This is a genomic window from Microbacterium sp. NPDC055599, from assembly GCF_053618975.1.
Genome location: NZ_JBSHIM010000004.1, coordinates 1 through 21,379, shown reverse-complemented (window position 1 = coordinate 21,379; position 21,379 = coordinate 1). Strand labels below are relative to the sequence as shown.

The following is a 21,379-nucleotide window of genomic DNA, read 5'->3' as shown; positions in this document are numbered from 1 at the left end:
GCCTAGTGGCCGTGTCCCGCCTCGTGGCCGTCCTTGCCGTGCTTCGCCGCCCAGGCCTCCGCCTTCGCCGAGTGACGGTTCGCCACGTTCTTGTACGACAGCGTGACGAACCCGAGAGCGGCGAACACGATCGCGGCGATGACTCCGAAGATCAGGGTGTCGAGCGCGACGTTGCCGTGGTGCTCGGTCTCTGCGGCGGCCATCGCGATCTGTGCGACGAGGTTCATCCTTGCTCCGTTTCGTGGCGTGCTGTCTCGGGTGTCGGGGATGCAGCGTCCCCCAGTCTAGCCCTCAGCCGCGCGTCTGACCCGCCCCACGCGCGAGCCACTTCGTGCTGGTCAGCTCGGACAGTCCCATCGGCCCGCGGGCGTGCAGCTTCTGCGTCGAGATGCCGACCTCGGCGCCGAATCCGAACTCCCCGCCGTCGGTGAAGCGCGTCGACGCGTTCACCATGACCACCGCGGAGTCCACCTCGGCCAGGAATCGCTCGGCGTTGCGGGTGTCGGTCGTGATGATCGACTCGGTGTGACCCGTGCTGTAGCGGCGGATGTGGTCGAGCGCATCGTCGAGCGAGTCGACCACCTTCATCGCGATGTCCAGGCTCAGGTACTCGGTCGCCCAGTCCTCCTCGGTCGCCGGGATCACGGTGGCGACCAGCCCCGCGACGATGTCGTCGCCGTGGATCGCCACACCCTCGCTCATGAGCGCGCTCGCGACGAGGGGGATCAGCCGCGGCGCGGCCTGCCGGTGCACGAGCACGGTCTCCACCGCGTTGCACACGCTCGGACGCTGCACCTTGGCGTTCACCACGATGTCGCGCGCCCAGTCGTCTGGCGCGCTCTCGTCGAGCACGATGTGCACGTTGCCGGCGCCGGTCTCGATCACCGGCACGGTCGACTCCGTCACGACCGTCTCGATCAGGCCGGCACTGCCGCGGGGAACGAGCACGTCGATCAGACCGCGACCGTGCATGAGGGCCTTCGCGCCCTCGCGACCGAAGTCGTCGACCGTCTGGATCGCCTCCGGGGTGACCCCGTCCCCCTCCAGAGCGCCACGCATGACCTCCACCAGCACGGTGTTCGAGTCGCGCGCGGCACTGCCCCCGCGCAGCACCACGGCGTTGCCGGACCGCAGGGCGAGGGCGGCGATGTCGACCGTCACGTTCGGCCGGGCCTCGTAGATCGCACCGACCACGCCGAACGGCACCCGCACCTGCTCCAGCGCGACACCGTTGGGCATGCGGTGACCGCCGACCACGCGACCGACCGGGTCGGGCAGCGCCGCAACCTCGCGCACCGCCGCGGCCAGCGCGGAGACCCGGCGCTCGTCGAGCCGCAGGCGATCGATCAGCGAGTCGCCGATGCCGTCCTCGCGGCCGCGGGCGATGTCGCGCCCGTTCGCCTCGATGATCCGCGGCGCGTTCTCCTCCAGGGCCAGGGCGATCGCCTCGAGAGCGCGCGCCTTGTCGTCGCTGGTGAGGCCGGCCGTGGCGCGGGAGGCCTCCTTCGCGCGCTCCAGGCGCGCCTGGGGGGTCGGGTCGGTCATCCGCCCAGTCTAGGAGGTCGCCGGTTCGAACCAGGTCCCGATGTCGTCGCCCGTGAGGGCCCGGTCGACCAGGTCGGCGCTGGTCACCAGCACGCCGATCCCCGAGGCTGCAGCGAGACGTGCCGCCGAGACCTTGGTGGCGGCTCCCCCGGTACCGACGCTGTTCACGACCGTCGATCCGAACTCCAGTCCGGACAGGTCGGCGTCGGGGGCCACGACGTCGATCGGCTCGGCACCCGGGTCGGTCGGCGGCTTGGTGTAGAGCGACTCGATGTCGCTCAGCAGGATCAGCGCGTCGGCCTCGATCAGCTGCGCCACGAGCGCGCCGAGGCGGTCGTTGTCGCCGAAGCGGATCTCCTGCGTCGCCACGGTGTCGTTCTCGTTCACGATCGGCAGGGTGCGCAGACCCAGCAGGCGCTCCATGGCCCGACGGGCATTCGACCGCGACGTCGGGTTCTCCAGGTCACCCGTGGTGAGCAGCACCTGCCCGGCGACGATGTCGAACGGGCGCAGGGCCTCCTGGTAGCGGTACACGAGGATGTTCTGGCCCACCGCCGCGGCGGCCTGCTGCGTCGCCAGATCGGTCGGGCGGGCGTCGAGCCGGAGGAACGGGATGCCGGAGGCGATCGCGCCGGACGACACCAGGACCACCTCGGCTCCCCTGGCGTGCGCGGCGGCCAGGGCCTCCACGATCACCGGGATGCGCCAGGACGACTCGCCGCTGATGGACGACGAACCGACCTTCACGACGATGCGCGACGCCGACGCGAGGTCGGCGCGCGTGCGTGCGGTCACTCGTCGCCCTCGCGGGCGGTGGCGAGGCGCTCGGCCTCCAGCTCCGCGCGCGCCTGCGCCTTGGCGTCCATCCGCTCGTAGTACTGCTCGCGGCGCTCGGACGTGGTGCGGCGGGAGTTCGGCGCCAGGCGCGGGTCGGTGCCACGCGGCGCGGTCATGAGCTCCGCGGCCGAGCTCATGGTGGGCTCCCAGTCGAACACGATGCTGTCGCCCTCGCCGATCACGACCGTCGAGCCCTGCACGGCACCGAGGCGGAACAGCTCGTCTTCGACACCCAGCTTCTCGAGGCGGTCGGCCAGGTAGCCCACGGCCTCCTCGTTCTGGAAGTCGGTCTGCTGCACCCAGCGCACCGGCTTCTCGCCGAGGATGCGGTACACGTTGCCGTAGGTGCCGCCCTCGACGCGGATCGAGAAGTCCCTCTTCGAGCCCCGCGGCCGGATGACCACGCGCTCACGCGGCTTCTCCGCCGCGATGTTCTCGGCGCGGTGCTTCTCCACCAGCTCGCCCAACGCGAACGTGAGCGGGCGAAGACCCTCGTGCGACACCGTCGAGATCTCGAACACGCGGAAGCCGCGCGCCTCCAGATCGGGGCGCACGAGCTCGGCGAGGTCGCGCGCCTCCGGCACGTCCACCTTGTTGAGCGCGACGAGCTGCGGACGCTCCAGCAGCGGCGTCTGGCCTTCCGGCACCTCGTAGGCGGCCAGCTCGGCGAGGATGACGTCGAGGTCGGAGATCGGGTCGCGGCCCGGCTCGAGCGTGGCGCAGTCGAGCACGTGCAGCAGGGCCGAGCAGCGCTCGACGTGACGCAGGAACTCCAGGCCGAGGCCCTTGCCCTCGCTCGCGCCCTCGATCAGTCCCGGCACGTCGGCGACCGTGAACCGGAAGTCCTCCACCTGCACGACGCCCAGGTTCGGGTGGAGCGTGGTGAAGGGGTAGTCCGCGATCCTCGGGCGTGCGGCCGAGATGGCGCCGATCAGGCTCGACTTGCCGGCGGACGGGTAGCCCACCAGCGCGACGTCGGCGACGGTCTTCAGCTCGAGCACGACGTCGCCCTCATAGCCGGGCGTGCCGAGCAGGGCGAAACCGGGGGCCTTGCGCTTGGGTGTCGCGAGGGCGGCGTTGCCCAGGCCGCCCTGGCCGCCGGCGGCCACGACAAAACGCTCCCCCGGCTCGATCAGATCGATGAGCACCTCGCCGGACGGCGACTTGACCACCGTGCCGACCGGGACCGGAAGCTCCAGGGACTCGCCGTCGAAGCCCGACCGGTGGTCGCCCATGCCCGGCCCGCCGTTGCCCGAGGAGCGGTGCGGCGAGTGGTGGTACGACAGCAGCGTGCCCGTCTGCGGATCGGCGACCAGGACGATGTCGCCACCGTCGCCGCCGTTGCCGCCGTCGGGGCCGCCGAGGGGCTTGAACTTCTCCCGGTGCACCGAGACGCAGCCGTTGCCGCCCTTACCCGCACGGAGGTGCAGCGTGACGGTGTCGACGAACGTGACCATGTGTGCGTGTCCTTCAGGTAGCGGGGGAAGACTGACGGCAGATACGCGGACGGGGCGAGCCGAAGCCCGCCCCGAACCGGATGTCTAGCGTGGTGCTGTGATCACTCAGCAGCAGCGACGATGTTGACGACCTTGCGGCCGCCCTTCGCGCCGAACTCGACCGCACCGGCGGCCAGAGCGAACAGCGTGTCGTCGCCACCACGGCCGACGTTCACGCCGGGGTGGAAGTGCGTGCCGCGCTGGCGGACGATGATCTCGCCGGCGAGGACCTGCTGACCGCCGAAGCGCTTCACACCGAGTCGCTGAGCGTTGGAGTCACGACCGTTGCGGGTGGAGCTTGCGCCCTTTTTGTGTGCCATGTCCTGTGTCTCCTCGGTCTTACTTGATGCCGGTGATCTTGACGCGCGTGAGCTCCTGGCGGTGGCCCTGACGCTTCTTGTAGCCGGTCTTGTTCTTGTACTTCTGGATGACGATCTTCGGGCCGCGGAGGTTGCCCACGACCTCGGCCGTGACCTTGACCTTCGCCAGCGCGTCGGCGTCGGTGGTCACCGTGGCGCCGTCGACGAGCAGCACAGCGGGCAGCTCGATCTTCTCGCCCTGGGCCGCCTGAACACGGTCGAGCTGAACGATGGTGCCGACCTCGACCTTCTCCTGCCGGCCACCGGCGCGCACTACTGCGTAAACCACTTCATACCTGTTTCGTTGGGGAGCACGCGGCTCCGAGAATCTCACGGGAAGACTGTTGCTTGCATGCGTCGCTGGTACGACGGGCGCGAATGCAAGACTCTCCGCATCGGCCGTCGAGGACGACGCGGCATGCGCACCAAGGGACTACTTTACCGGATGCCGGAGCCCCTCGCAAAGTGAGACCGGTCGCGCCTCCGGTCGTAGGCTGGCGAGGTGACCGTACTCGTCGACGACCCCCTCTGGCCGGCCCATGGACGCCTGTGGGCGCACCTGGTCAGCGACACCGACCTCGACGAGCTGCACGACTTCGCCCGCGCGCACGGCATCCCGGCGCGCGCGTTCGACCTGGACCACTACGACGTCCCGGAGGACGCGGTGGCGCGGCTGATCGCCGGCGGCGCCCAGCACGTTCCGGGAAAGGAACTGGTGCGCCGCCTGATCGCGTCAGGCCTCCGGGTCCGCGGCCGCGACCGGCTGCGCTGAGCTCTCCGCCGCCACCGACACCGGCGTGCCGGAGAGCGCGGCCGTCGTCACCCGGCGGCGACCACGCCCCTGCCCCGGTGCCTTCGGCTCGGGAAGCGCGTCCAGCACCGAGTCGAGGAGCTCCTCGGCCGGTGACTTCGGGCCCTTGCGGTCGGCCCCGCGCTTCTTGCGGGCCTTCTTCGGACGCTCGGCGGCGGGCGCGGCGGCCTGCTCGGCCGGTGCGCTTTCGGCGGGGGCGTCACCCGAGGGGGCGATGGTCGACGCGGCGATCTGGGCGAGCGCCGACTTCGCGCCCTCCGTGATGCTGTGCGTCACCGCGGCCACGACCGGAGCGGTGTTGCCGTTCCCGTTGCCGTTGCCGTTCCCGTTGCCGCGCTGGCGGCGACCGCCGTTTCCTCCGCCTCCGCCGTTGCCGCCGTTGGCGCGGTGCTTGACCACCGGGTCGTGGTGCACGATGACGCCGCGACCCGCGCAGACCTCGCACGCCTCGCTGAAGGTCTCCAGCAGCCCGAGGCCCAGCTTCTTGCGGGTCATCTGCACGAGGCCCAGCGACGTGACCTCGGCCACCTGGTGCTTCGTGCGGTCGCGGCTCAGGCACTCGATCAGACGCCGCAGCACGAGGTCACGGTTGGACTCCAGCACCATGTCGATGAAGTCGACCACGATGATGCCGCCGATGTCGCGCAGCCGCAGCTGACGGACGATCTCCTCCGCCGCCTCGAGGTTGTTCTTGGTGACGGTCTCCTCGAGGTTGCCGCCCGAACCGACGAACTTGCCGGTGTTGACGTCGACGACCGTCATCGCCTCGGTGCGGTCGATCACGAGCGAGCCACCGGACGGCAGCCACACCTTGCGGTCGAGCGCCTTCTCGATCTGCTCGGTGATCCGGAACGCGTCGAAGGGGTCGACCTCGTCCTCGTAGGACTCGACGCGCTCGAGCAGGTCGGGCGCGACGCTCTCCAGGTAGGCGCGGATCGTGCGCTGCGCGTCCTCACCCTGGATGAGCATCTTCGTGAAGTCCTCGTTGAAGACGTCGCGGACGATCTTGACCAGCAGATCCGGCTCGGCGTGCAGCAGCGCGGGTGCCTGCTGGCTCTCCACCTGCTTCTGGATGTGCTCCCACTGCGACGTGAGCCGCTGGACGTCGCGCGTCAGCTGTTCCTCGGTCGCACCCTCCGCGGCCGTGCGGACGATCACGCCGGAGGACTCGGGCAGCACCTCCTTGAGGATGCGCTTGAGTCGCGCCCGCTCGTTGTCGGGCAGCTTGCGGCTGATGCCGTTCATCGACCCGCCGGGCACGTACACCAGGTAGCGGCCGGGCAGCGAGATCTGGCTCGTGAGGCGGGCGCCCTTGTGGCCGACCGGGTCCTTCGTGACCTGGACGAGCACGCGGTCGCCGGGCTTGAGGGCCAGCTCGATACGGCGCGGCTGGTTGCCGGTCTCGACGCCGTCCCAGTCCACCTCGCCGGAGTACAGCACGGCGTTGCGACCACGGCCGATGTCGACGAACGCGGCCTCCATGCTGGGGAGCACGTTCTGCACACGGCCGAGGTAGACGTTGCCGATGAGCGACGCGTCCTGGTTGCGGGCGACGTAGTGCTCCACGAGCACGCCGTCCTCCAGCACGCCGATCTGCGTGCGACCGTTCTTGGAGCGCACGACCATCTTGCGGTCGACCGACTCGCGGCGCGCGAGGAACTCCGCCTCGGTGACGACCGGACGACGGCGACCCGCGTCGCGCCCGTCACGGCGGCGCTGCTTCTTGGCCTCCAGGCGCGTCGAGCCCTTGATGGCCTTCGGCTCGGTGATGTACTCCACGACGCGCTGGCGCTGACGCGGCTCGTCGCGCTGCTCGTCGCCGTCGGAACCTCCGCGGCGGCGGCGGCCACGGCGGCCGGAGGACGACTCCTCCTGGTCGCGCTCGGCAGGACGCTCGTCGCGACCGGGGCGTGCCGGCAGCGGGACGACCTCGGGCGCGTAGAAGTGCAGCTGGGTCGACACCTGCGACACGAACACCTCGGGCAGCAGGCCCAGGGAGACGGCGGTCAGGGGCGCCGGCGCCTCGGGTTCCGTCTTCTCGGCGGCGGGAGCGGCCTCGGCGGGAGCGGCCTCAGACGGCGCCTCGGCGGCGGGAGCCTCCTCGGACGGCGCCTCGGCGGCGGGCTCGCCCTCGGCGGGAGCATCGTCGGACGACGCATCAGCGGCGGGAGCGTGCTCGGCGGGCTCATCGGCGGCGGGTACGGTATCGGCGGGAGCGTCTCCGGCAGCCTCCTGGCTCGCCGGCGCGTCAGCGGCGGCGTCCGCGTCGGCAGGAGCCTCGTCCGCGCTCTCCTCGTCGGCGGGAACGCCGGATGCCGCGTCGGCGTCGGCCCGCTCGGAGACCGCGTCGGCGGCGTCCTGCGCGGCGGCGGCGTCTTCCACCTCGGCTGCGGCGGCATCGTCGGCTGCGGCCGCGGCATCTTCTACGGCGGCGTTGTCGGCGGCGAGCTCGTCGGCCGCGACGTCGGCGGCGATGTCCGCCGTGTCGTCCTCGGCGAGCGGCGCGACGAGCGTGTCGTCGGTCGCGGGAGCCGTCGGCTCCGTCACCGGATCCGCGGCACCAGCCGGGAGATCGAGAGCGGAGGGGTTGTGGTCATTGTTCTCATCGGCCATCTCTGGCGTACTCCCTGCACGGGCACCGGGTGCTCCGTGAAATCTCATGCGGTACCCGCGGGTTCCGCGAACTCAATCGGCGTGCGACCGGCTCTGGGCTCTGGTCGCGTGGGGCATGGGCCCCGAAGTCTGCGTCGATGCGTGTCGCGGCGGCGCCGTTCATCGCATCACAGGTCATTATCGCACCACATGGCCCCGTTCGCGGCATCGGTGATGATGGCGCGTTTTCCCCGGGGCCGTTCTCGCCCCATCCATAGCACTCGCTGAGATAATCCTGAACATGAGCGAGCAGCGCACCCGCCCCGTCGTCTACGCCGTCTGGTTGATCGTCGCGGCCGTCATCGGGTGGTTCGCCGCCTTCCAGCTCACGATGGACAAGTTCATCCAGCTCGCCAACCCCGACGCCGACCTCAGCTGCAACGTGAGCGTCATGATCCAGTGCGGGAAGAACCTCGGCTCGTGGCAGGGCGAGGTGTTCGGCTTCCCGAACCCGATCATCGGCATCGCCGGCTGGATGGCGCCGCTGTTCATGGGCGTCGCTCTGCTCGCCGGCGCCCGCTTCCCCCGCTGGTTCTGGCTCACGTTCGGCGCCGGGATCACCTTCGCCTTCGGGCTCGTCTGCTGGCTGATCTGGCAGAGCCTGTACGCCCCCAACCTCGGCGTGCTCTGCCCCTGGTGCATGCTCACCTGGTCTGTCACGATCCCCACGTTCTTCGCGACCATGCTCCACCTCACCCGCAACGGGAGCTTCACGAGCAACGAGAAGACCCAGGCCCGCGCGAACCGCCTCATGGCGTGGGTGCCGCTCGCGACCGTCCTGGCCTACGCCGTGGTGATCCTGCTCGCGCAGCTGCGCGGGCTCGACCTGCTGGGCGAGGTCATCGGCATGGTCTTCTGAGCCGGCCGCACGCATGACGAAGCCCGTCCGCCTTCTCGGCGGACGGGCTTCGTCGTGTGGTCGTCAGTCGAACCAGATGCCCAGCTCCCGGGCGGCCGACTCCGGGCTGTCCGAACCGTGCACCAGATTCTGCTGCACCTTCAGGCCCCAGTCGCGCCCGAAGTCGCCGCGGATCGTGCCGGGCGCGGCGGTCGTCGGGTCGGTGGTGCCGGCGAGCGAGCGGAATCCCTCGATGACCCTGTTGCCCGCGAGCCGGATCGCGACGGAGGGCCCCGACATCATGAACTCCAGCAGCGGCTCGTAGAACGGCTTGCCCTCGTGCTCGGCGTAGTGCTGCGCGAGCAGGTCGCGGTCGGGCTCGACCAGGCGGATGTCGACGAGCGCGTATCCCTTCGCCTCGATGCGGGCGAGGATCGCGCCGGTGAGGCCGCGGGCGACGCCGTCGGGCTTGACGAGGACGAGGGTTTCTTCGGTGGCCATGTCATTCACTCTCTGTCTGAGTCTCGGTCGAGGGCTGAGCGGGACGTCGTGCGTCGAGCCGAGCCCCCATGATGGTCGCATACGCCCACATGCCGCCGAAAATCAGCACGACGAGCAGCACCGCCGGCACGGCGATCGCCGCCAGGGCCACGATGACCTGCACGATCCAGCCGGCGGCGATCGCCCCCGGCTTCGTGATGAGCCCCGCGATCACGATGCACGCGAGGGCCACCACGGCACCGCCGACGATGCCCCACCACTGCTCGATGCCCGCCGGCAGCGCCTTGAGGCCGAACAGCGTCAGACCCACCAGGAACACCACGATCGCCTCGAAGCCGAGCACGATCGGGGCGAGCTTCTGCACCAGCGTGCGCGGCGGACGCGGCCGGCGCGCGGGGCGCGGCGAGGCGGCGTCGGCACTCACGCGCGCCACCCCGCCTTCCAGTCCTCGTCCTCCGAGAGCGCGATGGCCTCCCCCGCGAGCACGACCGATCCGGCGATGATCACGGCGCGGCGGTCGGAGGCGGCCGCCCACTCGCGCGCCGCATCGGCGGCGTCGGCCAGAGACGGGTGGACGGTCGCCCGGCGGCCCGTCTGCTCGACGAGGTCGGCGATCATGTCGGCATCGCTCGCGCGATCCGACTCCGGCGCGGTCGCGAACACGTGCGCCGCGGCCGGCGCGAGGGTCGCCACGATGCCCGCCGCGTCCTTGTCGGCCAGGATGCCCAGCACCAGACCCCACTCGTCGAAGTCGAAGCTGTCGTCGAGGGCCTGGGCGAGCGCGGCGGCGCCGTGCGGGTTGTGCGCGCCGTCGACGATCACCGTCGGCGCGATGCCGAGCAGCTGCAGCCGCCCCGGCGAGGTGCTCCCCTGCAGGCCGTCCGAGATGATGCCGCCCGCGATGGCCTGCGAGGCACCGCCGATCAACGACTCCACCGCCGCGACAGCGAGGGCGGCGTTGTGCCCCTGGTGCGCACCGTACAGCGGCAGGTACTCCTCGGCGTACTGCCCGGCCAGGCCGCGGATCGTGAGCAGCTGCCCGCCGACCGCGAGCTTCTGCTCTGCGAGACCGAAGTCCTCGCCCTCGAAGGCGATGGTCGCGTGCCGTTCGGCGGCCACGCGACGCAGCACCTCGGCGGCCTCCGCGGGCTGCTGCGCCGAGACGACCGCTGCGCCCTCCTTGATGATGCCGGCCTTGACCTCCGCGATCTTCGCGATCGTGTCGCCCAGGCGGTCGGCGTGGTCGATGTCGATCGGCGCGAACACCGCCACGTCGCCGTCCGCCGTGTTCGTGGAATCCCATTCGCCGCCCATGCCCACCTCGAGCACCAGCACGTCGACCGGGGCGTCGGCGACCGCGACGAAGGCCAGCACCGTCAGCAGCTCGAAGAACGTGAGGGGTTCCTCGCCCTCGGCCTGCAGCTCGGCGTCGACGATCGCGACGAACGGCTCGATCTCGTCCCAGGCGTCGGCCACGGCCTCATCGGCGATCGGCTCGCCGTCGATCATGATGCGCTCCGTGAAGCGCTCCAGGTGCGGGCTCGTGAACAGGCCCGTGCGCAGGTCGTGCGCGCGCAGCAGGCTCTCGATCATCCGTGCGGTCGAGGTCTTTCCGTTCGTCCCGGTGATGTGGATCACGCGGTACGTGCGCTGCGGGTCATCCAGGTAGGCGAGCACGCGGGCCGTGCGCTCCTTGCGCGGCTGCACCCACCGCTCCCCCGCACGGCTCAGCAGCGTCTCGTAGACGGCGTCCGCCCTGTCCCTCGCGCTCATGCGCCCACCCTCTCCAGGTTCGTGTCGATCGTGACGATCAGGGGCGCCTTGCCCGCCCCGAGGGCCTTCGCCCCACTGCGGTGCACGCCGTCGCCGGGGCTCGTGACCTCGTCGACGAGACGGTCGAGCTCGTCCGTGGACTGCACCGCGAACGCGACGGCGAGGGTCTCCGCGGCGATCAGCTCGGCGTGCGCCTCCAGCGCCGGAGCCTCCGCGGGCGCCGCATTCAGCGCCAGCACGATGCGGTCGCTCACGTCGAGCCCCGCGTTCTTGCGCGCCTCCTGCACCACGCGGATCGCGTCGCGCGCGAGCCCCTCGGCCTCCAGCTCCGGTGTGGTGCGGGTGTCGAGCAGCACGAAGCCGCCCGACGGCACGATCGCCAGGGCCTCGCCCTCGGGCCGGCCCGTCGTCTCCAGCACGAGCTCGTACTCCGCCGGCTCCAGCGCGATGCCGCCGGCGGTGACGACGCCGTCGCTCTCCGACCAGTCGCCCGAGCGCGCGGCCTGGATCGCCTTCTGCACGTGCTTGCCCAGTCGCGGACCGGCCGCCCGCGCGTTCACGCTCAGCCGGTGGCTGATGCCGTACTCCGCCGCGGCGTCCTCCGTGAGGGACACGAGCTCGACGGACTTCACGTTCAGCTCCTCGCGGAGGATGTCCTCGAACTGCCCGAGGTCGCCCGCCAGCGGCGACACGACGGTGAGGCGCGCGAGCGGCAGCCGCACGCGCAGCTTCTCCTTCTTGCGCAGCGCGTTGCCCACGCTCGACAGCTCGCGCACGGCGTCCATCGCGTCGCGGATCTCGTCGGCCGCCGGGAACTGCCCGGCGTCCGGCCAGTCCTGCAGGTGCACGCTGCGGCCGCCGGTGAGGCCCTGCCACACGCGCTCGCTGACCAGCGGCACGAGCGGGGCGGCCACGCGGCACAGCGTCTCCAGCACGGTGTAGAGCGTGTCGAACGCCTCGCGGCTCTGCGGGTCGTCGGTGACGCCCACCCAGAACCGGTCGCGCGACCGGCGGATGTACCAGTTGGTCAGGACCTCGGCGAAGTCGCGCAGGCGGGCCGACGCGGTGGTCGAGTCGAGGCCCTCCAGGTCGGCCCGCACCTCGCGCACCAGATCGCCCAGGCGCGCCAGGATGTAGCGGTCGAGCACGTCGGTGGAGGAGGTGGACCACGACGCCTCGTACCCGCCGTCGCCCGAGGCGTTGGCGTAGGTGGCGAAGAAGTACCACGAGTTCCACAGCGGCAGCAGGAACTCCCGCACGCCGGAGCGGATGCCCTCCTCGGTGACGATCAGGTTGCCGCCGCGCAGCACGGCGCTCGACATGAGGAACCAGCGCATGGCGTCGGAGCCGTCGCGGTCGAGCACCTCGGACACGTCGGGGTAGTTGCGCAGCGACTTCGACATCTTGTAGCCGTCGCTGCCGAGCACGATGCCGTGGCAGCTGACGCCCGTGAACGCCGGGCGGTCGAACAGCGCGGTCGACAGCACGTGCATGACGTAGAACCAGCCACGGGTCTGGCCGATGTACTCCACGATGAAGTCCGCCGGGGAGTGCGAGTCGAACCACTCCTGGTTCTCGAACGGGTAGTGCACCTGCGCGTACGGCATCGAGCCGGAGTCGAACCACACGTCGAACACGTCCTCGATGCGGCGCATCGTGCTCTGGCCCGTCGGGTCGTCGGGGTTCGGGCGCGTCAGGTGGTCGATGTACGGCCGGTGCAGGTCGACCTCGCCCTCCGGGTTGCGCGGCAGCGTGCCGAAGTCGCGCTCCAGCTCCTCCAGCGACCCGTACGCGTCGACGCGCGGGTACTCGGGGTCGTCGCTCTTCCAGATCGGGATCGGCGAGCCCCAGTAGCGGTTGCGGCTGATGGACCAGTCGCGCGCGCCCTCGAGCCACTTGCCGAACTGTCCGTGCTTGACGTTCTCCGGCACCCAGGTGATCTGCTCGTTGTTCGCGAGCATGTCGTCCTTGATGTCGGTGACGCGGACGAACCAGCTCGACACGGCTTTGTAGATCAGGGGGTTCCGGCACCGCCAGCAGTGCGGGTACGAGTGCTCGTAGCTCTGCAGGCGCACCAGACGCCCGTTGTCGCGGATGATCCGCACGAGAGGGCTGTTGGCGTCCATCCACAGCTCGCCCGCGACATCGGTCACGTTCGGCAGGAAGCGGCCGCCGTCGTCGAGCGACAGGATCGTCGGGATGCCCGCGGCCCCCGCCACGCGCTGGTCGTCCTCACCGTAGGCGGGCGCCTGGTGGACGATGCCGGTGCCGTCGGTCGTGGTGACGTAGTCGTCGACGAGGATGCGCCAGGCGTGCTGGGTGCCGTAGGTCTCCTCGTCGGCGTAGTAGTCGAACAGCCGGTCGTACGTGATGTCGGCCAGCTCCGCGCCGCGCAGCGTCGCCTCGACCGCGGCCGCCGCCTCCTCCGCACTCTCGTACCCGAGGTCCTTGGCATAGCCGCCCAGCAGGTCCTTCGCGAGCAGGTAGCGGTGCGCCGACGACTCGACGGCGACCAGGTCGGCCGAGGGCGCGCCACGCCCCTGATGCACGTCCGCCGCGCCCGCAGGCCCCGCGGGGAGCACGACGTACTCGATGTCGGGCCCCACGGCGAGCGCGAGGTTGGTCGGCAGCGTCCACGGGGTGGTCGTCCAGGCGAGCGCGCGCACGCCGGTGAGCCCGAGCGCCTCGGCCTTGGCGCCGGTGAGCGGGAAGGTCACGGTCACCGACGGGTCCTGGCGCATCTGGTACACGTCGTCGTCCATGCGCAGCTCGTGCGCGGAGAGCGGGGTCTCGTCGCGCCAGCAGTACGGCAGCACGCGATAGCCCTCGTAGGCGAGTCCCTTGTCGTACAGGGTCTTGAAGGCCCACAGCACGCTCTCCATGTAGCCGAGGTCGAGCGTCTTGTAGCCGCGCTCGAAGTCGACCCAGCGCGCCTGGCGGGTGACGTAGTCCTGCCACTCGTGCGTGTACTTCAGGACGGACGAGCGCGCCTTCTCGTTGAAGACGTCGATGCCCATCTCCTCGATCTCGCGCTTCTCCGTGATGCCGAGCTGCTTCATCGCCTCGAGCTCGGCGGGAAGACCGTGCGTGTCCCATCCGAAGACGCGGTCGACCTTCTTGCCGATCATGGTCTGGAAGCGCGGGAACACGTCCTTCGCATAGCCGGTCAGGAGGTGGCCGTAGTGGGGCAGCCCGTTGGCGAAGGGAGGGCCGTCGTAGAACACCCACTCGGGGGCGCCCTCGCGCTGCGCGATGGAGGTGCGGAAGGTGTCGTCGGTCTTCCAGAAGTCGAGCACCTCCTCCTCGATCTGCGGGAAGCGGGGGCTCGGCGCCACAGTGGCGGCCTGGTCGGCGGCGGGTCCGAAGGAGGAGCGCGGGTAGGTCATCGTGTCTCGCAGTGGTCGTCGTGGCGGATGCTGCTGCGAGGACGACCCTCGCGGACCGCGGTACCACCTCGCGTGCCGCGCCGTGCGACGCGACCACTCTCACTGCGGCTGTGACGGGCCTGCCCCGCTCGGTTCTACTGAGCCACGACGCGGGGCCGGGACCGTTCTTCCGAGAGCTCCCCGGTGATGGCCGGATCGATGCTCGTGCTCCCAGTGTACGCGGATGCGGCACCCCGGGACCACGGCATCGGGTCAGGGGCGCGCGGTACCGGCCGCGGCCAGGAGCTCGCGCGTGAACGGGTGTCGCGGCGCGGCGAACACCTCGGCCGTCGCACCCTGCTCGACGATGCGCCCGTCCTGCATGACCAGCACCTCGTCGGCGACCGCGCCCACCACGTCGAGGTCGTGAGAGACCAGGACCATCGTCAGCCGTCGCTCCCGCTGCAGCCGCGCCAGCAGCCGCAGCACGCGCTCGCGCACCGAGGGGTCGAGCGCGGACACCGGCTCGTCGAGCACCAGCACCTCGGGGTCGGCGGCGAGCGCCCGGGCGATGGCCGCGCGCTGCCGCTGTCCGCCGGAGAGGGCGAGCGGGCGCCGGGCAGCCAGCTCCGGGCCGAGGCCCACCTCGGCGAGCAGCCCCGCGACCCGTGCACGGCGCTCGGACCGGGGCACCCCGCCGGCCTCCAGGGCCTCGCGCAGCGACCGCCCGATCGTCCACCGCGGGTCGAACGCGCCGAGCGGGTTCTGGTGCACGAGCTGCACCCGCGGCGATCCCTGCCAGGCGAGCGACCCGGTGTCCGCCTTCTCGACGCCGACCAGGAGCCGCGCGAGCGTGGTCTTGCCCGACCCGGACTCTCCCACGATCCCGAGCGTGCGCCCCTCCGGCACCGTGAACGACGCGCCGACCACGGCGGCCGTGGCGCCGAACGACTTCGCCACGCCCTCGGCCACGAGGATCGGGGCCGCCTCGCCGGCGGGTGCGTCGCGCGGCTCGTGCAGGGTCGCGGCGATGAGCTCCCGGGTGTACTCGTGCTGCGGACGCTCCAGCACCTCCGCGACCAGACCCGACTCCACCACGACGCCGTCCTTCATCACCAGCACCCGGTCGGCCAGCCGGCGCACGGCCGCGACGTCGTGGCTGATGAACAGCACCGCTGTCCCGCTGTCGGCGATCTCCCGCAGCAGGTCGAGGATGCGCGCCTGCACCGTCGCGTCCAGCGCCGTCGTCGGCTCGTCCGCGACCAGCACCGCCGGGGACGCCGCGAGCGCCGAGGCGATCAGGGCGCGCTGGCGGAGTCCCCCGGAGAGCTCGTGCGGGTACTGGCGGGCGCGGCGCTCCGGCTCGGGCAGCCACACGCGCCGCAGCAGCTCCTGCACCCGCTGCGACACGGCGCCCCGGCCGCGCGCGAGGCGGTGCAGGCGCAGGGGCTCGGCGACCTCCGCCCCGATGCGGCGCAGGGGGTCGAGCGAGACCAGCGCGTCCTGCGACACCAGGCCGATCCGCGCGCCGCGGAGGCGCCGCCAGGCGCGCTCGCCGAGGGCGGCGGCATCCGTCCCGTCGATCACGAGCCCCTCCGCGGTCACGGTCGCCGCACGCGGCGTGAGCCCGAGCAGAGCGCGGGCGGTGAGGGTCTTGCCCGCACCGGACTCCCCCACGATCGCGACGCACTCGCCGCGCTCGACCGACAGGGAGACGCCGTCCACGACCGCCGTGCCGTCGAACGCGATCCGCAGACCCCGCAGCTCGAGCGCCCTCATGCCGTCCTCCCGTCCGCCCTGGCCCGCAGGATCCGTCCGACGACCGTCGCGCACACGACCGAGAGCGTGATCGCGATGCCGGGGAAGACCGAGATCCACCACGCCTGTCCGAGCACGTTCCGGCCTCCGGCGAGCATCAGCCCCCACTCCGCGGTCGGCTCGGACGGCCCGAGGCCGAGGAAGCTGAGCCCGGCGGCGGCGAGGATGCTGGATCCGATGCCGATCGTCGCGAGCACGCTGAGCGAGCCCAGCACCCCGGGGGCGACGTGACGGGTGAAGGCCCGCAGCGGCGGCACCCCGAGGATGCGCGCGGCCTCCACGTGCTCGGCCACGCGCAGCGTCCTGGTCTGCACCCGGGCCAGGCGCACGTACACCGGCACCGCGGCCAGGGTCACCGCGATCGCGATGTTCACCGGTCCCGGGCCCAGCACCGCGACCACCACGAGCGCCACCAGGAACTCGGGGAACGCCATCAGCACGTCGTTGACCCGCATCACGGTGAGGTCCACGCCCCGCGGCGCCATCCCCGCCACCGCGCCGACCAGCAGCCCGACGACGACCGCGATCCCGGTCGCGAGGAGCCCGATGCCCAGCGACCGCCCGGCCCCGTGCACCACGCGCGCGTACACGTCGCGTCCGCTCTGGTCGGTGCCGAACAGGTGCTCGGGGCTGGGCGGCAGCAGGGCCGAACGCACGTCGGTCTGCAGCGGGTCCTGCGGAGCGAGGAGGTCGGGCCACACCGCCGCGACCGCGATCACCGCGAGCACCGCGACCGCCGACCACAGGGCCGCCCGCTGACCGCGGCTCATCGGGCGCCTCCGGCCGCTGCGGCCCGCACCCGGGGGTCGATCAGCGGATGCACGAGCTCGACCACGAGGTTCACCGCCACGAACACGACGGCGCTCAGCAGGATGATGCCGGTGATGACGGGGAGGTCGCGGTCGCTGATCGCCGCGAGGGTCACGCGCCCCAGCCCCGGCCGCGCGAACACCGTCTCCACCAGCACCGCGCCGCCCAGCACCGAGCCCGTGAGGTAGGCGGCCAGCGTGACGCCCGAGGCCGCGCCGTGACGGAGTCCGTGCCGCAGCGTGAACCACGACGGGCTCGCCCCCCGCGCGCGGACCGTCTCGGCGAACGGCATCCGCTCGGCCTGCACGAGCGCGTCGCGCAGCACCTGGCTCAACAGGGCCGCCACCGGCAGCGCGAGCGTGACCGCGGGGAGCACGAGGGTCGCAGGGTTGCGGGCGCCCGACACCGGGAACCACCCCAGACCGAACGCGAAGACGCTCAGCAGCACGAGCCCGATCCAGAACACCGGCGAGGACAGCACGACCAGCTCGACCGCCGCGGCCACCGCGCGCGCCGTCCGTCCGCGCACCAGCACGGTCACGGCGAGCGCGAGCACCACGGCGATCGCCAGGGCCAGCGCGGACAGCTGCAGGGTCGCCCCGAGCTGACGGCCGATCACCTCGGTCACCGGCAGCCGCAGCTGATACGACTCGCCCAGGTCGCCCCGGGCGAGCTGCCCGATGAACGACGCGTACTGCTCCAGGACGGGCCGGTCGAGCCCGAGCTCGGCGCGGATACCGTCCTTCACCTCATCACTCACCTGCGCCTGCGGGCCGAGCATCACCGAGACCGGGTCGCCGGGGATGAGCCGGAAGGCGAGGAACGCGAGGGTGGCGGCGCCCCACAGCACCACCACCACGGTCGCGAGGAGGCCGGCGATCCGCGGCAGGGCAGCCTTCACCGTTGCGTCCTGCTTCCCTCGTCCCGGCGGCTGAGCGGACTCAGCCGAGGGTCACATCGTAGAACAGCGGCCGGCCGTACAGGTCGTACTGCAGGCCGTTCACGCGCTCGCCGACCGCCGTGATCGCGGACGGGCTGTAGAGCGGCACGATCGCGGTGTACGTGGCGTTCCACTCCTGCAGCTGCGCGTACAGGGCGTTGCGGGTGTCCTGGTCGCTCGAGGAGACCGCCTGCTCCAGCAGCGCGTCGATCTGGGGGTCGGTGACCTGCGAGGCGTTCTGGAAGCCCTCGCTGTGCAGGTGGTTGCGCAGGAAGTCGGCGTCCACACCCGAGAAGCCCCAGTCCGTGAGGTCGAACGTCTTCGGCTCGTACTGCGCGTTGTAGGCGCCCGGCTCCAGCACCTCGCGCTGCACCTCGAAGCCGATCGCCTTGAGGTCGGACTGGATGGCGTTCGCGAGCGCGGCCTGGTCGTCGGGCACCGGGGTCCACGCGATCCAGCGCACCGAGAGGCGCGCGCCGTCCTTCATGCGGATGCCGTCGGCGTCGCGCTCGGTCCACCCGGCCTCGTCGAGGAGCGCGTTCGCGGCGTCCTGGTCGTACGGCCAGGTGCCCTCCAGCGCCGCGTCGTACCCGGGCGTCGTCGAGCCGAGGATGCTCCACGCCCGCGGGAACTGGCCGAAGTAGATCTCCTCCACGGCGGCGTCGATGTCGATGCCCCGCGCGAACGCCTGGCGCACCTTCTCGTCGGCGAACACGCCGTACTTCTCGTTCAGGTACAGCGAGTAGGGCAGGCCGGCATACTCGACCGAGTCGACCGTGACGCCGTCGCCGAGCTCCTCGACCAGGTTCGGCGGGATGTCGCTGGCGAGGTCGGCCTCGCTGCTGCGCACGACGCCGCTGCGCACGGCGGCCTCGGGCTGGATCTCCACGCGCAGCGTCTGGAACGACGGCGCCTTCTCCCCGTGCGGCCCCCAGGCGTAGTCGTCGTTGCGCGTGTACACGAGCTCCTGATCGGGCGTGTACTCGGTGAGCTCGAAGGGACCGGTGCCCACGGTGACGCCCGGGCCCCCGGCCTTCAGCTTCGCCGCGGACTCCTTCAGCACCGCGGGCGAGTAGAAGCCCAGCTGCGGCGTGCTGGCGGCCTGCAGGAACGGGGCGTACGGCTGCGTGAACGTGACCTTCACGGTGTGCTCGTCGACGACCTCCGTGCCCTCGTAGAAGTCGGCGCCCATCATGCTGGCCGCCTGCGCGGACTTGGTCTTCGGGTCGACGATGCGGTCGAAGTTCGCCTTCACGGCCTCGGCGTCGAACGGCTCGCCGTCGGTGAAGGTCACGTCGTCGCGAAGCGTGAAGGTGTACTCGGTGCTGTCGTCCGACACCTCCCACTCCGTCGCCAGCCACGGGCTGAAGCTGCCGTCCTCCTCCTGGAACACGAGCGAGTCGAGCACGGCGCGCTGCACCATGCCGGAGACGTCGAGCTGGCTGACCTGCGGATCCATGTGCCCCGCGGAGAGGTTCGCGCCCTCGATCGACCAGACGAGCTCATCGCCCACCTCGCCGTCGGCATCGGTGGAGGGACCGGCGCACGCGGCGAGCACCAGGGCGGTGACGGCGGCGAGCGCGGCGGCGGGCAGGAGACGACGCACGGGGGTGGCGGGCATGACGGTCCTCAGAACGATCGGGTGGGATGGATCCATCCTAGAACCGATTTTTGGACGGGGTCGATCTGTAACCGCGGCCCTCGTGCGCCGGAGGTCAGAGTGCGGGGAGCACGAGGCGGTGGCGGTCGGCCGGGCCCGGCTGCTCCCCCTCCGACCGCGACTCCCCCGTCGGCACGACCACGACCGACAGTGACTGTATCCGCGGCTCGGGCAGCCCGATCATCCGCACCTCGACGCGCAGATCGGCCCGCACTCCCGCGATCCGCAAGCGCAGCTCGGCCTCGCTCCCGGCGGCGACCACACGCTCCGCGAACGGCGCCTGCTCCGGCACGAGTCCGCCGACCTCCTCGAGCTGGGCGCCCAGCCGCGCATCCCGCACATCCGCGGGCACGTCGGCCAGCACGTGATCCGCGAGGACGGGATACGCGGAGGCGGACCGGCCCTCACGGATCGCCGCATCGATGGCCTGCGCCGCCGCCACGGTCTCCCGCCACGGTCGCACCACGGCCGACGGCGCCCCCGTGCCCGCGAGGAGCTCGTCCAGTGCGACGCCGGCCACGCGCCGCGCCGCGAAGTTATCCGAGTTGCCGAAGGCGACCACGCCGAGCCCGGTCGCGGCGTGCCACCGCATGTGCGACGAGAACCCGGGCAGCCCGCCCGAGTGCTGCACGATCCGCCCGAACCGTCGATCCTCCTCGACGACCAGCCCGTAGCCGTAGCCGGCGGCGGCGAGCTCGTGTCCGGGGAACGCCCCTGGCGGCCCGGGGATGGGCGTGCGCGGCTGCTGCAGCTCCCTGCGTGACGCGGGTGAGAGCACCTCCGACGCCACGGGCTCATCCGTGAACGCCGAGCCGAGGAACCACATCCACGTCGCGATGTCGTCCACCGTGCTGACCATGCTGCCGATGCACCCGAGCGCCCCCGCCCCCACGAACGGCTCGGGGCGGAAGGTCTCCCCGCCGTCGAACGTGCGGAAACCGTGCGCCCGCTCGTCGTCGGGGAACGCGTCGGGGGTGTGCGCGGTGCGGTGCAGCCCGAGCGGCTCCAGGAGCACCTCGCGCACCACGTCCTCCACCGCTCTCCCGGTCACGGCCTCGACCGCCCGCCCGAGCAGCGACTGCCCGAGGTTGGAGTACTGATACACGGTGCCGGGGACCGCGGCGAGCGGCAGCCCCGACGCGAACAGCGCCGCGAGCTCCTCCCGGCCGGCGCCGAGGTGACGGTCGACCCAGGCGTTGTCCTCTCCCAGCCCCGAGCGGTTCGACAGCAGCTGCTCCCCCGTCACCGTGCACTCCCGGCCGCCGTGGAGCAGTCGCACGCCCGGTACCGACGTGGTGATCGGCGCGTGCAGGTCGAGCAGTCCGCGGTCGCGCAGCACCAGGACCGTCGCGGCGAGGAAGCTCTTCGACATCGAGGCGATGCGGAACACGGTGTCGCGTGTGGTCGGGCGCCCGTCGCCGTGCGGGTGTCCGTGCACCGCGACCGCCCGCACCGTGCCCCGGTCGCACACCGCCGCGACGGCCGCGGGGGCCCCGCGCCGCGCGTCGTCGTCCAGCCCGAGCCGGAGGACGCCCTCGTCCGTCGCCTCCGCCGGCCCGCGGGGCCCGGGGGACGTCATGCCGAGACCCCGGCGAGCACCTCGTCGGCGAATGCCTCGATGAGCGCGCGGCTCGCGGCGGTGTTGTGGTCGTGCACGCGTTCGGCCTCCGCGATCAGGGCCGGCAGCGACCGTCCCTCGCCACGCAGCGCCGCGTCGTCCCAGCGCTCCAGGTCGGCGGCGGACGCCTCGGGGTGGAACTGCACGCCGCGCACGTGCGCGCCCAGCCGGAAGGCCTGGTTCTCCACCGCCGCGCTGGAGGCCATCAGCACGGCCGCGGGCGGGAGAGCCGTGATCATGTCCTGATGGTTCTCGATCATGGGGGCCTCGTCACCGAGGGCGGCGAACACCGCGTCCTCGCGCCCCGCGTCCGTGGGCTGGATGGGCGTGGCCCCGCGTTCGACCGGCCCGGTCTT

The 21,379-nt window shown here is 71.8% G+C and carries 19 protein-coding genes; 2 read left to right on the top strand and 17 right to left on the bottom strand.

Features of this window, described 5'->3' with window-relative positions; all coding sequences use genetic code 11:
• Window positions 1-2 precede the first annotated feature (2 nt).
• The 6 genes from ACWGQ1_RS04605 to rplU all read right to left on the bottom strand — a co-directional run bounded on the left by ACWGQ1_RS04605 (window position 3) and on the right by rplU (window position 4,526).
• Window positions 3-227 carry a hypothetical protein gene (locus ACWGQ1_RS04605; protein WP_136030670.1) on the bottom strand — a complete coding sequence of 75 codons (225 nt, stop codon included), beginning with the start codon at window positions 225-227 and terminating at the stop codon, window positions 3-5.
• Window positions 228-291: 64 nt separating this feature from the next.
• The gene (locus ACWGQ1_RS04600) at window positions 292-1,545 is read right to left on the bottom strand and encodes a glutamate-5-semialdehyde dehydrogenase (RefSeq protein ID WP_452312449.1); all 1,254 of its coding nucleotides are present in this window, start codon (window positions 1,543-1,545) and stop codon (window positions 292-294) included.
• Window positions 1,546-1,554: 9 nt separating this feature from the next.
• The gene (proB, locus tag ACWGQ1_RS04595; protein WP_136030666.1) at window positions 1,555-2,340 is read right to left on the bottom strand and encodes a glutamate 5-kinase; all 786 of its coding nucleotides are present in this window, start codon (window positions 2,338-2,340) and stop codon (window positions 1,555-1,557) included.
• Complete coding sequence (gene obgE, locus ACWGQ1_RS04590) at window positions 2,337-3,839, bottom strand: GTPase ObgE (protein WP_452312448.1); 1,503 nt, start codon at window positions 3,837-3,839, stop codon at window positions 2,337-2,339. The genes proB and obgE overlap by 4 nt, the downstream gene beginning before the upstream one ends.
• Window positions 3,840-3,940: 101 nt before the next feature.
• Window positions 3,941-4,198 carry a 50S ribosomal protein L27 gene (rpmA, locus tag ACWGQ1_RS04585; RefSeq protein WP_017202370.1) on the bottom strand — a complete coding sequence of 86 codons (258 nt, stop codon included), beginning with the start codon at window positions 4,196-4,198 and terminating at the stop codon, window positions 3,941-3,943.
• A gap of 19 nt (window positions 4,199-4,217) precedes the next feature.
• Window positions 4,218-4,526: a 50S ribosomal protein L21 gene (gene rplU, locus ACWGQ1_RS04580; protein WP_168387232.1), complete on the bottom strand. Its 309-nt coding sequence runs from the start codon at window positions 4,524-4,526 to the stop codon at window positions 4,218-4,220.
• A gap of 213 nt (window positions 4,527-4,739) precedes the next feature.
• On the opposite strand from rplU, the gene ACWGQ1_RS04575 reads away from it, so the two are divergent.
• Entirely contained in the window at window positions 4,740-5,009 is a 270-nt protein-coding gene (locus tag ACWGQ1_RS04575) for a DUF4031 domain-containing protein (protein ID WP_136030663.1), read from the top strand.
• Here the strand turns inward: ACWGQ1_RS04575 and ACWGQ1_RS04570 are convergent.
• Window positions 4,971-7,661: an Rne/Rng family ribonuclease gene (locus ACWGQ1_RS04570; RefSeq protein ID WP_452312447.1), complete on the bottom strand. Its 2,691-nt coding sequence runs from the start codon at window positions 7,659-7,661 to the stop codon at window positions 4,971-4,973. The genes ACWGQ1_RS04575 and ACWGQ1_RS04570 overlap by 39 nt on opposite strands.
• A 280-nt stretch (window positions 7,662-7,941) precedes the next feature.
• Between ACWGQ1_RS04570 and ACWGQ1_RS04565 the strand changes: the two genes are divergently transcribed.
• Window positions 7,942-8,559, top strand: coding sequence for a vitamin K epoxide reductase family protein (locus ACWGQ1_RS04565; protein ID WP_136034030.1), 618 nt, complete (start codon window positions 7,942-7,944; stop codon window positions 8,557-8,559).
• A 63-nt stretch (window positions 8,560-8,622) separates the two neighbouring features.
• On the opposite strand, the gene ndk is transcribed toward ACWGQ1_RS04565, so the two are convergent.
• The 10 genes from ndk to ACWGQ1_RS04515 form a co-directional block, all read right to left on the bottom strand.
• On the bottom strand, window positions 8,623-9,039 hold the full coding sequence (ndk, locus tag ACWGQ1_RS04560; RefSeq protein ID WP_136034032.1) for a nucleoside-diphosphate kinase: 417 nt from the start codon (window positions 9,037-9,039) through the stop codon (window positions 8,623-8,625).
• 1 nt (window position 9,040) lies between these two features.
• Entirely contained in the window at window positions 9,041-9,463 is a 423-nt protein-coding gene (locus ACWGQ1_RS04555) for a DUF4233 domain-containing protein (protein ID WP_247981812.1), read from the bottom strand.
• Window positions 9,460-10,812, bottom strand: coding sequence for a bifunctional folylpolyglutamate synthase/dihydrofolate synthase (locus tag ACWGQ1_RS04550; protein WP_247981813.1), 1,353 nt, complete (start codon window positions 10,810-10,812; stop codon window positions 9,460-9,462). Before ACWGQ1_RS04550 ends, ACWGQ1_RS04555 begins: the two co-directional genes overlap by 4 nt.
• Window positions 10,809-14,198, bottom strand: coding sequence for an isoleucine--tRNA ligase (ileS, locus tag ACWGQ1_RS04545; RefSeq protein WP_247981814.1), 3,390 nt, complete (start codon window positions 14,196-14,198; stop codon window positions 10,809-10,811). Before ileS ends, ACWGQ1_RS04550 begins: the two co-directional genes overlap by 4 nt.
• Before the next feature lie 252 nt (window positions 14,199-14,450).
• Window positions 14,451-15,956, bottom strand: coding sequence for a dipeptide ABC transporter ATP-binding protein (locus ACWGQ1_RS04540; protein ID WP_452312446.1), 1,506 nt, complete (start codon window positions 15,954-15,956; stop codon window positions 14,451-14,453).
• Window positions 15,953-16,765, bottom strand: a complete 813-nt coding sequence (locus ACWGQ1_RS04535) for an ABC transporter permease (protein ID WP_247981816.1) — start codon at window positions 16,763-16,765, stop codon at window positions 15,953-15,955. The genes ACWGQ1_RS04540 and ACWGQ1_RS04535 overlap by 4 nt, the downstream gene beginning before the upstream one ends.
• Window positions 16,762-17,706, bottom strand: coding sequence for an ABC transporter permease (locus ACWGQ1_RS04530; protein WP_247981817.1), 945 nt, complete (start codon window positions 17,704-17,706; stop codon window positions 16,762-16,764). Before ACWGQ1_RS04530 ends, ACWGQ1_RS04535 begins: the two co-directional genes overlap by 4 nt.
• Window positions 17,707-17,746: 40 nt before the next feature.
• Window positions 17,747-19,366 carry an ABC transporter substrate-binding protein gene (locus tag ACWGQ1_RS04525; protein ID WP_452312445.1) on the bottom strand — a complete coding sequence of 540 codons (1,620 nt, stop codon included), beginning with the start codon at window positions 19,364-19,366 and terminating at the stop codon, window positions 17,747-17,749.
• A 94-nt stretch (window positions 19,367-19,460) separates the two neighbouring features.
• Entirely contained in the window at window positions 19,461-20,984 is a 1,524-nt protein-coding gene (locus ACWGQ1_RS04520) for a serine hydrolase (RefSeq protein ID WP_452312444.1), read from the bottom strand.
• Window positions 20,981-21,379: glutamine amidotransferase-related protein (locus ACWGQ1_RS04515; RefSeq protein WP_452312443.1), on the bottom strand; the 399-nt coding region annotated here is incomplete at its 5' end. The genes ACWGQ1_RS04520 and ACWGQ1_RS04515, both read right to left, overlap by 4 nt.